The following is a 13,311-nucleotide window of genomic DNA, read 5'->3' as shown; positions in this document are numbered from 1 at the left end:
ACCCCGACCGGCGGCACCCGGGACGTCAGGGCCTGGACCGTGGGTGGCCGGCCGGTCACCGGGCGTCGAGCCAGGCGGCGATCCCGCCCTCCACGTGCGTGGCGTCGAACCCGGCGTCGCGCAGCACCTCGGCCGCGACGAGGGAACGGGCACCGACGGCGCAGTGCACCAGGATCTCCCGGTCGCGCGGCAGGTCCGTGAGCGCCGAGCCGTCGAGGACCGTGCCCAGCGGGACGAGGTGCGCGCCCGGGATGGCGGCCAGCGCGGCCTCGCCGGGCTCGCGGACGTCGATCAGGTAGACGTCGCCGTCGCCGAGGAGGACCGCGAGCTCCTCGACGGTGACGCTGGGGACGGCGGGCGGGCGACGGCCGTCGGCACGGTCTGGGTCGGTCGCCTGCGGGGCGGTCGCGTGGCGGTCGGCCATGCCCGCGGTCGTCGCGTGCCGGTCGCCCATGCCCGCGGTCGTGGCGTGCCGGTCGCCCGTGTCCGCGGCGGTCGCGTGGACGGCGGTGCCGTCCACGGCAGTGCGGTCCGCGGCAGTCCGGTCCGCGGCGGGCGTGCCCGACGAGCGCAGGGGGACCTCCTGCCACCGGCCGCGCAGCGCGTCGACCACGAGCACCCGGCCGAGCAGCGGCTCCCCCAGCCCGGTCACGAGCTTGACCGCCTCGGTGGCCATCACCGACCCGACCTGCCCGCACAACGCACCGAGCACGCCCGCCTCGGCGCAGGACGGCACCTCGTCGGGCGGTGACGGCGACGGGAACAGGTCGCGGAGCTGGACGGCCGGGACACCGGCGGGCGGCCGGCCCCAGAACACGGTGGTCTGCGCGTCGAACCGCAGCACCGATCCCCACACCTCGGGGAGCCCGAGCCGGACGCACGCGTCGTTGACGAGGTAGCGGGTCGGGAAGTTGTCGGTGCCGTCGACGACGAGGTCGTAGCGGCCGAGGATGTCGTCGACGTTGTCGCTGGTCAGGCGCGTGCGATGCACCTCGCAGACGATCGACGGGTCCAGGTCGAGCACCGCGTCGCGCGCGCTGTCGACCTTGGCCCGCCCGACGTCGGACGTGCCGTGGACCACCTGACGCTGCAGGTTCGAGACGTCGACCACGTCGTCGTCCACGATGCCGAGCGTGCCGACGCCCGCCGCCGCGAGGTACTGCAGGACGGGCGCCCCGAGGCCACCGGCCCCGACGACGCAGACCCGGGCGGCGCGCAGCCGGCGCTGGCCGTCGGCGCCGAGACCGGGGAGCAGCAGATGCCGGGAGCCGCGGGCGAGCTGGTCCGCGGTGAGCGGCGGCCCGGGGTCGACGAGGGGCGGGATCGGCACGGTCCCAACCTACGTCGCCACTCCTCCGTCCCGGTGCGCGGGGCGCACACCGTGGTCCGGGTCCATGTCACGGAGCCGTCGGGCCGTCGCGGTCGGGCAGTCCATCTCGGAGAGGGTGCCGACCAGGCCTCACGCCCTCCGTTCGACGGCCGACGGCCGACGCCCGACGGCTCAGTCGGTGCCGGTCGCCTGATGGACCAGGTACGCCATCTCCCCGCGCCGCAGCGGCTCCCCGGAGGTGAGCGGGGCGGGGGGACCGGCCGACGAGCGCACCGCACGCGCGCCCTCGGCGCGGGTCACCCAGCGCGTCGGCAGGAACGAGAGCGTGCGGCCGGTCGCCCGCGCGGGCAGCCCGTGCGTCGAGGCCCAGACCATCTCGGCCAGGTGGGGGGCGCCGTCGGCGACGTCCGCGAACGGGGACCGGGTGGGCGTGGGCACGGCCGGCGAGCCCGCCGCCCGGTAGAGGACGACCGCCAGCGCCTCGCGGGACACCCGACCGCCGGCGTCGAACACGGCCAGACCGTCGGCGGTGGTCGTGCCCTCGTCGATGCCCCGCGCGGCGATCCACTCGATGTCGGCGGCGAACGGCGCGGTCGGCTGCACGTCGGCGAACCGGGTACCGATCGTGATGTCGATGCCGGACGCCTGCGCCGTGCCGGTGACCCGGACGTTCGGCTCGGCGGGCTTGGTGCCCGTGCCGTAGTACGCCGTCGTGTCCCCCTCGTACGCGTAGACGCCGTAGCGGCCCGGCGTCAGCCCGCGCAGGGTGTAGGTGCCGTCCTCGGCCGACATCGCGGTGCGGAACACGCTCCCGTCCTCGTTGTACGCCCCGAGGTAGGCCGCGACCGGTGTCCCGTCCGGGCGGCGCACGGTGCCAGTGATCGTCGCGCCGGTGCGCAGCGTCGCGCCGACCTCCGTCGTGACGCCGGGGGCGATCGTGACGTCGCTCGCCTGCGCGGCCTTCGTCGTGGTGCCGTGCGGCGCCCTGAACCACTGCGGCACGAAGGGCTGGTCGGTGCCGTCCATGCCGAAGCCGACGCGCCCGGTCCCCGCGGGCACCGGGCCCACCTCGACCACACCCTCATCGCCCGTCACGCCGGTGGACGACAGGACCGACCCGTCGGACAGCGTCAGCTGGACCGGCACCCCCACGGCCGGCGCCCCCGACGCGTCCCTGGCCACGACGCGGAGCGTCCCGGCGTCGAGCAGCGTCACGTCGAGCCCGTCCACCTGCTGCCCCGGGGCGAGGTCGATCGGGCTGGCCTGCGCCCCGTCCGGGACACCGGGGTAGTACGACGGCATGTACCGCTCGCCCCACGTGGTGAACGAGACCGTGTAGGTGCCGGGCGGCAGGTTCTCCGAGATGGTCCACGTGCCGTCCGCCGCGGTGTCCGCGTACCCGGAGGACTCCGAGGCACCGGTGAACGCGGAGACCCTGACGCCCTCCACCGGGTCGCCCGCCGGGTCCGTGACCCGGCCCGAGAGGCGTGCGCTGCGGGCGAGCTCGGCGTCGACGACCGTGGTCCCGCCCAGCTCGACCCGGACCGGCGTGGCAGCAGGACGGGATGAGGCGTCGGCGTAGTACTCGGTCACCAGGCCCGAGCCGGCCGGTGCGTCGAACCGGAGCACGTACTCGGCGGGGGCCAGGTGGTCGATGGTGAACGTGCCGTCGGCGGACGTGAGCCCCGACCCGGAGGGTGCCGTCGAGCTCGACGCGGAGATGTGCGCGCCCGCGACGGGGCCGTCGGGGCCGGTCAGGGTGCCGGTGATCCGGCCTTCCACGCCGGGTGTCACCGTGGGCTCCGGATAGGGCACGGGGTTCCCGGCAAAGGGGTTCGCGGCAAAGGGGTTCGCGGCAAGGGGGTTCGCGGCAAAGGGGTTCGCGGCAAGGGGGTTCGCGGCCACGGGCGCGAACCCGAGGGCGACGGCCAGGACGGCCACCGGGACCAGGACTGCCAGACGGCCGATCAGAGGTCGCACGGTCGCTCCTTCATGGGCTCGCCGCCGCCGCCCCGGCACGGCCGGGACCACGGCACAGGCCGAGCGGGTCGCAGGGGTCGGCCGATCATGACCCGCTCGACGAGCCGGGCTCGACGGTCGAATGGATTCACCGCGCCCCGCGTCGTGTACGGCCGTGCGATCGTGCGCCCGGCTACAGCGTCTGCTGCCACCGGACGACGCGGTCGGCCGCCTCGCGCACCACGTCGACCGACGACGCGAACGACAGCCGCACCCACCGATCACCGTCGACCGGGTCGAAGTCCGTGCCGGGGGTCAGCGCCACGCCGGCCTCGTCGAGCAGCCGCGCGCACCACGTCACCGAGTCCAGCCCCGACCCGGACACGTCGGCGTACAGGTAGAACGCGCCGTCGGCGGGTGCGACGCGCGTCCAGCCGAGCTCGGGCAGCCGCGACAGGAGGTGCTCCCGCGCGGCCGCGTACCGCACCACGTTCTCCCGGGCGGCCGCGTACCCGGCCTCGCTGAACGCGGCGACGCCCGCGTGCTGGGCCAGCGCCGGCGGGCACAGGGCCACGTTCCCGGCGAGCGCGTCGACCGGCCTGACCAGGTCGTCGGGCAGCACGAGCCACCCCAGCCGCCAGCCCGTCATCGCCCAGTACTTCGAGAACGAGTTGACGACGACCGCGCCCGTGCCGAGGTAGCTGGCAGCGGTCGGCACGTCGTGGGTGTCGTAGGTGATGCCGTGGTAGATCTCGTCGCTGACCAGCCGGACGCCGCGCTCCCCGCACCACGCGGCCAGTGCGGCGAGCTCGGCGGGGTCGATCATGGTGCCGGTCGGGTTCGCCGGGCTCGCCACCACCAGGCCCTCGACGGGCGCGTCGAGCGCCTCGAGCTGCGCGACCGTCGGCTGGTAGCGGGTCTGCGGACCGCACGGGATCTCGACGACGTCGCACCCGAGCGCCGCCAGGATGTTCGCGTACGCCGGGTAGCCCGGGACGGCGAGCGCCACCCGGTCGCCCACGTCGAACGCCGCGAGGAACGCGAGCAGGAACCCGCCCGACGAGCCCGTGGTCACCGCGATCCGGGACGGCTCGACGTCCACGTCGTACCAGGCCCGGTAGTGCGCGGCGATGGCAGCGCGCAGCCCGGGGGCGCCGAGGGCCTCCGTGTAGCCGAGGTCGCCGCGGGTGAGCAGCTCGATGGCGCGCTGCCGCACGACGTCCGACGCACCGGTGGACGGCTCGCCCGCGCACAGGTTGAGCACGTGCTCACCTGCCGCGCGGCGGGCGTTGGCCGCGGCGAGGATCTCCATCACGGCGAACGGGGGGACGTCGGCGCGTCGGGCGACCTTCATGCGGCCATCCTGCCGTGACCTGCGGCGGGCTGGGCGCCGGGCGCGCGGCCGGGCGGGCGCGGCGGGCGGCGGTCCCGGTGCCGTGGGTGCGTCGGTCCGGTACCGAGCGGGGCGGCGGTCCCGGTGCCGTGGGTGCGTCGGTCCGGTACCGAGCGGGGCGGCGGTCCCGGTGCCGCGGGTGCGTCGGTCCGGTACCGAGCGGGGCGGCGGTCCCGGTGCCGCGGGTGCGTCGGTCCGGTACCGAGCGGGGCGGCGGTCCCGGTGCCGCGGGTGCGTCGGTCCGGTACCGAGCGGGGCGGCGGTCCAGGTACCGCCGGTGCGGCAGCCCTCATCGACGGGGCACACTTCGCCCGGTCGAGGCACGGTTCCTCGGCCCGAGGGGCGCCCGCAGCCCGTACCGTCGGCGCCGTGATCGTGGACTGCGCCCTCTACACCGGCGGTGTGCGCCGGCACCGGCTCGACGACCTGTTCGTCGCCGTGCGGGAGGCCGAGAAGGACGACGGCTTCGTGTGGGTCGGCCTGCACGAGCCGACGGCCGACGAGTTCGACGCCCTGGCGGCCGGCTTCGCCCTGCCCGCGCTCGCCATCGACGACGCCGTCCGCGCCCACCAGAGGCCGAAGCTCGAGCGGTACGGGGACGTCACGTTCGTCGTCATCAAGCCCGTGCGGTACGTGGACCACGTCGAGGTGGTGGAGGTCGGGGAGATCGCGGTGTTCCTCGGCGAACGGTTCGTCATCGTGGTCCGGCACGGTGACTCCACGGTCCCCGCGCGGACGCGCGCCGGTCTGGAGGCCGAGCCCGAGGTGCTGGTCCACGGCCCCGCGGCGGTGCTGCACCGCATGCTCGACCTCACCGTCGACGACTACCTCGAGGTGACCGTCGCCGTGGACACCGACATCGACGAGATCGAGGACCAGGTGTTCGGCGACGAGCCGGGCCGCGACCACGCCGAGCGGATCTACAAGCTCAAGCGGGAGGTGATGATGTTCCGCCGGGCCGTCGTGCCGCTCGTGGGGCCGCTCGCCCGGCTGGTCAACGACGACATCCCGTGGGTGCACCCGGTGATGCGGCCGCACTTCCGGGACGTCGAGGACCACGCCCTGCGCGCCGCCGAGCACATCGAGGGGCAGGACGCGCTGCTCACCACCGTGATGCAGGCCGACATCGCGCAGGTGTCCGTGGCGCAGACGCGCGTCGGCGTCCGGCAGAACGAGGACATGCGCCGGATCTCCGCGTGGGCGGCGATCGGGCTCGTGCCGACCGCCGTGGCGGGGGTGTACGGGATGAACGTCGACCACCTGCCCGTCGCGCACACCGCGTACGGGTTCTGGGTGGTGCTCGGCGCGATCAGCCTGATGTGCGCCGGCCTGTGGCGGGCGTTCCGCCACAACGGCTGGCTCTGACCACACCGACGCACGGGCTCACTCCTGCCCCCGCCGCTCGGCCCCGGCCACGGCAGCCCGGACGTGCGCGACCACCCCGTCGGCCGCCGCCTCCACCTCCGCGAGGCACCGCTCGAAGTCGGCCGGCCCGCCGTACCAGGGGTCGTCGACGTCGAGCACGTGCTCGGGACCGCCCGCCACGACCACAGGCGCAGCAGGGTCGAACGACCGGTACATGACGACCCTGTCGGCGACCTCGGGCGAGCCCGCGAGGCGGCGCAGCGCGCGGGCGTGCGCGCTCGTCATAGCCAGCACCAGGTCACGGCCGGGCAGGTCGGTGGCCCGGACCTGCCGGGCCCGGTGGCCCTCCCCCGCCGGGTAGCCGTGCTCGACGAGCACCGCGCGAGCCCGACGGTCCACCGGACGACCGTGCTCCTCGTCGCTGATGCCCGACGAGTCGACGACCACGGCGTCCCCCAGGCCGGCGGCGGCGAGCCGCTCCCGCAGCACGATCTCGGCCATCGGTGACCGGCAGATGTTGCCGGTGCACACGGTCATCACCCGGAACGGTCCCGTCACGCCGCCCATCGTGCCGCCTGCTCCGTGGCTCGCGCCCGCGAGACCACCATCGGGGACGGCCGCGGCCTTCCGTCGCCCGCCTCGGTGGTCTCACCGTCGCCCGCGCGCCCGAGACCAACATCGGCGACGGTCAGCGGCCTTCCGTCGACCGCCTCGTTGGTCTCGCCGTCGCTCACACGCGCGAGACCAACATCGGCGACGGTCAGCGGCCTTCCGTCGACCGGGTCGTTGGTCTCGCCGCCCTGCAGGGCTTGAACGCGACATACTCGCGATATACTCTGGCTAGAGCATTCGGGATCGGACGATACGCGTATGGAGGTTGGACGTGGCCCAGAGGAGCCGGAACAACCCGCTCGCCCTGGCCGTGCTCGCGCTGCTGTGGGAGCGGCCGATGCACCCCTACGAGATGTCGATGACCCTCCGCGAGCGCCGCAAGGACGAGTCGGTGCGGCTCAACTTCGGGTCGCTGTACTCCGTCGTCGACTCCCTCGTGAAGCACGGGCTCATCGAGGCGGCGTCCACCGAACGCGAGGGCAACCGGCCCACCCGCACCGTCTACCGCCTCACCGACGCGGGCGGCACGGAGGCGATCGACTGGCTCAGCGACCTCGTGCGCACCCCCGTCAAGGAGTTCCCCCAGTTCGAGGCGGCGCTGTCGTTCCTGCCGATGCTCGGGCCCGACGACGTCGCGCGGCTGCTCCGGATGCGCATCACCACGCTGCAGCTCGACGTCGCGAACGTCGACGCCGCCCGCGAGCAGGCGCGCGCCCAGGGGCTGCCCGGCATCTTCGTGCTGGAGGCCGACTACGAGTCCGTGGTGCTGCACGCCGAGCTGGACTTCGTCGTGGGGCTGGAGGCGAGCATCACGGACGGGACGCTCGAGGGCGTCGCGATGTGGCGCGAGCTGCACGCACGGGCCGCCGACGGCCGGCTCGAGCCCGAGGAGCTCGCCGCAGCGATCGCGCCCTACTTCACGCAAGACGGGGAGCCGCCCCCGAGCGCGTGACCACCGACCCCCGGGGATTCCCCCGGGTACAGGTCGGCCCAGGTGCTGGCACACCCGGGCCGACCGACGACGAACCGATCGAGGCATGGCCTGTGCGATCCGCAGCAGATCAAGCATAGGCAGATCCTCGGCCGGTCCTACCGAGGAGACGATCACCATGCCATCCACACCAGCGGTCGAGGCGACCAGCCTCGTCAAGACCTATCCGGGCGGCCGCGGCCGACCCGACGTCCGGGCCCTGGACGGCCTCACGCTCACCGTCCCGGCCGGCACCGTGCACGGGCTGCTGGGGCCGAACGGCGCCGGGAAGTCGACGACCACGCGCGTGCTGACCACCCTGTCGCGGGCGTCGTCGGGCGAGGCTCGCGTGGCCGGGCACGACGTGGTCCGCCACGCCGACCGGGTCCGGCGCAGCATCGGCTACGTGTCCCAGGGGACCGGCGCGGACGTGCTGCTCACGCCACGCGAGAACCTGGCGATGACGTCCCGCCTGCGCGGCGCGTCGAGAAGCGTGTCGCTCGACAGGGCTGCCGCGCTGCTCGACCGGTTCGGGCTCCTCGACGCGGCCGACCGCCGCACCGGGGTCCTCTCCGGCGGCATGCGTCGCAAGCTCGACGTGGCGCTCGGCCTCGTCGCCGCCCCACAGGTGCTGTTCCTCGACGAGCCGACCACCGGGCTCGACCCCGAGGCACGCGCGTCGATGTGGCAGGAGATCCGGCGCCTCGCGGGCGAGGACTCGCTCACCGTCGTGCTCACCACGCACTACCTCGAGGAGGCCGACCGGCTCGCCGACGGGCTCTCGATCATCGACCGCGGCCGCGTCGTCGCGGCGGGCTCGCCCGCCGAGCTCAAGGCCGCCTTCGCCGGGGACACGCTCACCGTCGACCTCGTGGAGCCGGACGCCGTGCTCGTGCGGTCCGTCGCGTCGGGGATCGCGGGGCTGGGCGACGTCGTCGTCCACGTCGAGGGCCCCACCGGCCGGCTCGTGGCGCGCACGCCCGACGGGCCTGCCGTCGTCGGTCCGACCATCGCCGCGTTGCAGGCCGCGGGCGTGCGGCACGGGGCGGTCGGCGTCTCGCGTCCGACGCTCGACGACGTGTACCTGCGGCACGCCGGCCGGTCGTGGACCGCGGCGGAGTCCGTCAGCACGTCCGAGCCGGCCACAGCCACAGCCACGGCCACGGCCACCGCGGAGGTGGCCCGATGAGCGCGCTCACCGCGACCGGCGGCCGGGCGTCGTGGGCCGTCCAGACGGCCGAGGTGTGCCGCCGCTGGACGATCGACCTCGTGCGGCAGCCGTGGGGCCTCGGCGTCTCGGTGATCCAGCCCGTGATCTGGATCGTGCTGTTCGGCAACGTCTTCGAGTCCGTCGCGACCGTGCCGGGGTTCGGAGCGGGCGACTACCTGACGTTCCTCGTGCCGGGCATCCTCATGATGACCGTGCTCTACTCGGGCGCCTGGGCCGGCACGGGGTTCATCGAGGACATCCGCTCGGGCGTGATGGACCGGATGCTCAGCTCGCCGGTGTCCCGGTCGTCGCTGGTCGCCGGCCAGCTCGCCCAGCAGCTCCTCATGGCGACGGTCCAGGGTGTCATCGTGCTCGGGATCGGTCGGCTCGCCGGGGCCCGGTACGACGGCGGGGTGCTCGGGCTGGCCGTCGCGCTCGCCGCGTCGCTGCTGCTCGCGGCCGCGTTCTGCTCGATGTCGGCGGCGGTCGCGCTGCTCGCGCGGGACCAGACGGCGCTCATCGGCATCTCGACGGTCATCGTGCTGCCCGCGACGTTCCTGTCGACGGCACTCATGCCCGTCGCCCTGCTGCCCGGCTGGGTGGAGACGGTCGCCCGCTACAACCCGCTGACGTGGGCCACCGAGATCGGCCGGACGGCCATGTCGACGGACGTCGACTGGGGGCTCGTCGCTTCCCGCGGCGCCCTGCTGACGGTCCTCGCGGCACTCGTCGCCGCCTGGTCCGTGTCGGCCATGCGGACGTACCAGAAGTCCCTCTGACCTGCGCCTGCCCGGCTTCTTGGGTCCGCTCCGCTGACGACCTCGTCGCGCCCGCTGCGACGAGGTCTTCAGCGGGCGCCCGGGGGCCGGGCGGGCGTGCGGCCGGGATGGGCAGCTGTCAGTCGCGGGCCGTGAGGATCAGTGGGCCGTCCTGGGTGATCGCCACCGTGTGCTCCGCGTGCGCCGCGAGCGAGCCGTCGGCCGTCCGGATCGTCCAGCCGTCCTCGTCGATCACGTAGTCGTCACCACCGGCCATGAACCACGGCTCGATCGCGATGACCAGCCCGGCCTTGAGCTTCAGCCCGGTCCCCGCACGGCCGAGGTTCGCCACGTGCGGGTCCTCGTGCATGGTCCGGCCGACGCCGTGCCCGCCGAAGTCCCCGTTGATGCCGTACCCGGCGGCCCGCCCGACCGCGCCGATCGCCGCGGACACGTCGCCCATCCGGCCCCCCGGCTGCGCGGCGGCGATCCCGGCGGCGAGCGCCTGCTCGGTCGCGGCGATGAGCGCCTGCGCCTCGGGCGTCGTCGTCCCGACCTGGAACGTGACCGCGGAGTCGGCGACCCAGCCCTGCACCTGGGCAGCGAAGTCCACCGACAGCACGTCGCCGTCCTGCAGCACCCGGTCCGACGGCAGGCCGTGCAGGGCCGCGTCGTTCACCGAGGTGCACAGCACGCCGGGGTACGGGATCGCCCCGAACGACGGGTGGTACCCGAGGTACACCGAGTGCGCGCCCGCGGCGTCGATCATGCGGTGGGCGTGCGCGTCGAGGTCGTTCAGCGTCATGCCGACCCGGGCCACGTCACGCAGGGAGGACAGCACACCGGCGACGAACGTCCCGGCGGGGCGCATCTGGTCGATCTGGGCGGGGTTCTTGAGGGCCACCGGACCACCCTGCCACGCCTCACGGCTTCCCTACGCCCGACGACGCCTGCCACGCCACGGCTTCGCTACGCCCACGAGGGGACGTTCCCGGGCATGGAACAGCCCGTGGGCCGGGCCTCCGGAGAGGCCCTGCCGCGTAGGACGAGATCGCGGCATACCCACGGGCTGCGGTGACTGCCGGGATTCGCTCGCCGCCCTGCCGGATGGGCCGGCGGGCTCGCGGGCGGTTCGACAATCCGTCCGATGTTCCGGGCGACTAGCGGACAGTCACCTCACGCGTCCTGGAAGAAATCATGTTCCGGACCACCTCCTTCCCGTGTCCGAAAACCGTACGTCGCAGCCCGGCGGCTGCCAAGCCCTTTACGCCGCGGGAGAACCGGAGCGCTGCGCCCACTCGGCGAACGTGGTCCGGCCCACGGCGTGCTCCGGTGCGACGTGCCCGTTGTCGCGGTACGGCGTGGCGCGGAGCACCAGCGGCGCGGACCAGACCGGCCGGCGCCGACCGGTGGCCGCGAGGTAGGTGCGGGCGAGCTCGGCGGCGGTGAGCACCTGCGGGCCGGCGAGGTCCGGGACGCGCCCCTGCGGTGGGCGCACGGCAAGGTCGGCGAGCCGGCGGGCCACCTCGCGCACGTCCACCGGCTGGTCCAGGAGACCGCCCGGCACGACCACCACGGGGGCCTTCGCGAGGACCCGGAGCATCGCGGCCACGAGGTCGTGGAACTGGGTGGCGCGCAGGATCGTCCACGGGATCCCGGCGTTCTCGACGAGGTCCTCGACCTGCCGCTTGATCCGGTAGTACCCGACCGGTACCCGGTCCACGCCCACGATCGAGATGTAGACGAGGTGCGGCACCTGCTCGCGGCGGGCAGCGAGGAGCAGCTGGGCGGCGGCGTCCAGGTCCCGGTCGGGGTGCCTCGGGTCGCTGGCGCAGTGCACGACGGCGTCGACGCCCGAGACCGCCTCGCGGACGCCGTCACCGGTCAGGAGATCACCGATCACCCAGTCGACGGCGTGCGGGACGGCCGGTGTGGGAGGGCGGCGGCTGAGCACCCGGACGGCGCGGCCGTCGTCGAGCAGGGTGCGGACCAGGGCACGGCCCAGGGTGCCCGTGCCTCCGGTGACCAGGACGGGACGTGTGTGGTCGGACATCTGTCCATCCTGCCGTGTGCGGGGCGTGGCGCGAACCACCGTGCCGTGGACCCGGCGGACGTCCGGCCGGACGGTTCGCGGGCGGGCGGGCGGGCGGGCGTCGGGGGCCGATCAGCCGCCCGGTCTCAGCCCGCCGACGTGCCCGACGGGTCGAGCTGCGACTGCAGCGCCTCGAAGTCGGCACGGTGGGCGTCGATGCGGACACGCTCCGCGGTGCTGGCTGCCTCGGCCGCCGTGACGGCCGCCTCCCCGGGCGGGCAGCTCCACGTCGTCCCGGGCGAGCAGGTCGGCCGCCAGCCCCAGCGTCTCGTCGGCCGGCGCCATCGGCATGTCGGTGCCGTCCCACCACTGCCACGACAGCTCCAGCCGCTGGCGCCGGTCCGGCGACATGGCCGCGACCTCGGCGACCTTCGCCTGGTACTCGCTGCGGTAGTACTCCAGCGCGCCGGCGTCGGCGTCGTACTGGGCACGGGCCGTCGCGTTGGCCTCCTCGCTCGCGACGACCGCGGCGTACGCCGCCTCGATCTCGGCCCGCATCGCGTCGAGCGTCGCGAGAAACCCGGTGTGCACGGCGACGAGCGCGGCCCGGTCGGCCACGAACCGCGCGTACACGGCCTCCAGCCGGGGTGACAGGCCACCGTCCCGCCACACCTGCGTGCCGACGTACGCGAAGAGCTCGGTCGGGCGCGTCTCCGGATGGTCCCCGACCGATCCGGCGAGCTGCTCGTGCAGCGGGGCGCCGGCGTCGAGTGCGGCGACCTCGGCTTCGAGCAGCGGTGTCACCTCCGCCTGCTCCGCTGCCGTCAGCCGGGTCCACGCCGCGTGCAAGGTCTCGTGCGCGACGGTCTCGACGACGAACCCGCGCAGCCGCGGGTCCGCCGGGACGTAGGCGACGATCGTGTCGTCGCCTGGCTGGTAGCAGCCCACCGCACCGTCACCGCGGAGCCGACCGGCAGCGTGCGTCTCCTCGCACCGGCCCACGAAGCCGGCGGCGTCGAGGAGCTCCGGGCGGGCGCCGTACAGCAGCTCGCGCCCCTCGTCCGACAGGTGCGCCTCGTCGGCGAGCGCGACGACCTCCGCCGTCGGCGGCGGGACCTGTCGCAGGGCCGGCGGCACCTCGACGCCCGTCATGGAACCCACGGCGTTGACGAGGGCGCCGGGCAGCCGGGGCGTGCCGTCGTTCAGCCACCACGTGCACCCGAGCGCGACCGCGACGACGACCGCGACGGTGGGGGCGACGGACCGCCGCCGGGTGCGGGCGGGCGTGGGGGGCGGCTGCCACCCGGTCGTCCCGTCCTTGCGACGCGCGGCCTCGTCGACGACCCACGCCGGGACCCGACCGGAGGGCGGAGGTGGCAGGTCGTCAGGGGGAACGGGCACAGATGAAGCATCGGCCGGCACGAGTCTCCACTTCAGTCGTCGTCGCACGCCGGTTCGCTCCGACGCGCCGGTCACGGCATCGGCACCGGGCGGAGGTCCTGTCCGGTGACCTCGGGGTCGGCCGTTCCGCGGGCCCGACGGGAGCCCCCGAGCGCGTCGACCACGAGGAGGCGGACGGTGCACGACCCGACGTCCGGCCCCCGTCCGCACCAGGGCACGCTACGGCCTGAGGTGCCGGGTGCAAGGTGGCCGCTCCGTCCGTGGGACGAGCGCTCGTTCGC

General features: G+C 74.7%; 11 protein-coding genes. 4 read left to right on the top strand and 7 right to left on the bottom strand.

The annotated features are described in order from the left end of the window. Window positions 1-55: 55 nt before the first annotated feature. The 3 genes from ACVW07_RS11855 to ACVW07_RS11845 all read right to left on the bottom strand — a co-directional run bounded on the left by ACVW07_RS11855 (window position 56) and on the right by ACVW07_RS11845 (window position 4,643). Window positions 56-1,330 (bottom strand): ThiF family adenylyltransferase, encoded by a 1,275-nt coding sequence (locus ACVW07_RS11855; protein WP_456819444.1) that lies wholly within the window; start codon window positions 1,328-1,330, stop codon window positions 56-58. A gap of 171 nt (window positions 1,331-1,501) precedes the next feature. After that, window positions 1,502-3,310 (bottom strand): MSCRAMM family protein, encoded by a 1,809-nt coding sequence (locus ACVW07_RS11850; RefSeq protein ID WP_456819443.1) that lies wholly within the window; start codon window positions 3,308-3,310, stop codon window positions 1,502-1,504. A gap of 172 nt (window positions 3,311-3,482) precedes the next feature. Next, on the bottom strand, window positions 3,483-4,643 hold the full coding sequence (locus ACVW07_RS11845; protein WP_456819442.1) for a pyridoxal phosphate-dependent aminotransferase: 1,161 nt from the start codon (window positions 4,641-4,643) through the stop codon (window positions 3,483-3,485). 408 nt (window positions 4,644-5,051) lie between these two features. Between ACVW07_RS11845 and ACVW07_RS11840 the strand changes: the two genes are divergently transcribed. Beyond that, window positions 5,052-6,047 carry a magnesium and cobalt transport protein CorA gene (locus ACVW07_RS11840; RefSeq protein WP_456819441.1) on the top strand — a complete coding sequence of 332 codons (996 nt, stop codon included), beginning with the start codon at window positions 5,052-5,054 and terminating at the stop codon, window positions 6,045-6,047. Between the two features lie 18 nt (window positions 6,048-6,065). Here the strand turns inward: ACVW07_RS11840 and ACVW07_RS11835 are convergent, their stop codons facing one another. Further along, window positions 6,066-6,584 (bottom strand): low molecular weight protein-tyrosine-phosphatase, encoded by a 519-nt coding sequence (locus tag ACVW07_RS11835; protein ID WP_456821071.1) that lies wholly within the window; start codon window positions 6,582-6,584, stop codon window positions 6,066-6,068. Window positions 6,585-6,930: 346 nt separating this feature from the next. On the opposite strand from ACVW07_RS11835, the gene ACVW07_RS11830 reads away from it, so the two are divergent. The 3 genes from ACVW07_RS11830 (at window position 6,931) to ACVW07_RS11820 (ending at window position 9,618) form a co-directional block, all read left to right on the top strand. Further along, complete coding sequence (locus ACVW07_RS11830; RefSeq protein WP_456819440.1) at window positions 6,931-7,611, top strand: PadR family transcriptional regulator; 681 nt, start codon at window positions 6,931-6,933, stop codon at window positions 7,609-7,611. A 157-nt stretch (window positions 7,612-7,768) separates the two neighbouring features. After that, window positions 7,769-8,818: an ATP-binding cassette domain-containing protein gene (locus tag ACVW07_RS11825; protein ID WP_456819439.1), complete on the top strand. Its 1,050-nt coding sequence runs from the start codon at window positions 7,769-7,771 to the stop codon at window positions 8,816-8,818. After that, entirely contained in the window at window positions 8,815-9,618 is an 804-nt protein-coding gene (locus ACVW07_RS11820; RefSeq protein ID WP_456819438.1) for an ABC transporter permease, read from the top strand. The genes ACVW07_RS11825 and ACVW07_RS11820 overlap by 4 nt, the downstream gene beginning before the upstream one ends. Window positions 9,619-9,736: 118 nt before the next feature. Here the strand turns inward: ACVW07_RS11820 and map are convergent, their stop codons facing one another. The 3 genes from map to ACVW07_RS11805 all read right to left on the bottom strand — a co-directional run bounded on the left by map (window position 9,737) and on the right by ACVW07_RS11805 (window position 13,030). Then, entirely contained in the window at window positions 9,737-10,501 is a 765-nt protein-coding gene (gene map, locus ACVW07_RS11815) for a type I methionyl aminopeptidase (protein ID WP_456819437.1), read from the bottom strand. Window positions 10,502-10,861: 360 nt separating this feature from the next. Beyond that, window positions 10,862-11,650 carry an SDR family oxidoreductase gene (locus ACVW07_RS11810; protein ID WP_456819436.1) on the bottom strand — a complete coding sequence of 263 codons (789 nt, stop codon included), beginning with the start codon at window positions 11,648-11,650 and terminating at the stop codon, window positions 10,862-10,864. Window positions 11,651-11,761: 111 nt separating this feature from the next. Beyond that, window positions 11,762-13,030, bottom strand: coding sequence for a hypothetical protein (locus ACVW07_RS11805; RefSeq protein WP_456819435.1), 1,269 nt, complete (start codon window positions 13,028-13,030; stop codon window positions 11,762-11,764). Between the last annotated feature and the right edge of the window lie 281 nt (window positions 13,031-13,311).

The sequence above is a fragment of the Cellulomonas sp. URHB0016 genome (assembly GCF_054057935.1).
Note: the sequence above shows the minus strand (reverse complement) of the source record. Positions and strands in the feature narration are given on the sequence as shown.